At 54.9% G+C, this 255-nt stretch carries 1 protein-coding gene; it reads right to left on the bottom strand.

The genetic code is table 11. From position 1 onward, the window contains the following. Positions 1 to 255 (bottom strand): transposase (locus tag DXX99_RS11190; protein WP_205664722.1); only part of this gene is annotated, 255 nt, incomplete at both ends.

Raw genomic sequence — 255 nt, 5'->3', positions numbered from 1 at the left:
TCTCTATTGCCCTGGGCGCTACGGCCTCAAACTCTTGCACCACCTCCTCCAGGAGTAGTCTTGCCGTATCCATATCCGGCGCTTCAAAAATGTGTCTAAGGCGAGCATGAAGCTGCTTCTGCCAGGATTTGGGACACGCTTCCAGAATGTTGCGGACAAAATGCGTCTGGCACCGCTGCCAACTCGCCCCCTGAAAGTGGATCATAATGGCGTTTACCAGCCCCCTATGGTCATCCGAAACCACCAGGTCAACCC

Origin of the sequence: Ammonifex thiophilus, from assembly GCF_003368535.1 — a bacterium.
In the GTDB taxonomy this organism is placed as follows: Bacteria; Bacillota; Desulfotomaculia; order Desulfotomaculales; family Ammonificaceae; genus Ammonifex; species Ammonifex thiophilus.
Note: the sequence above shows the minus strand (reverse complement) of the source record. Positions and strands in the feature narration are given on the sequence as shown.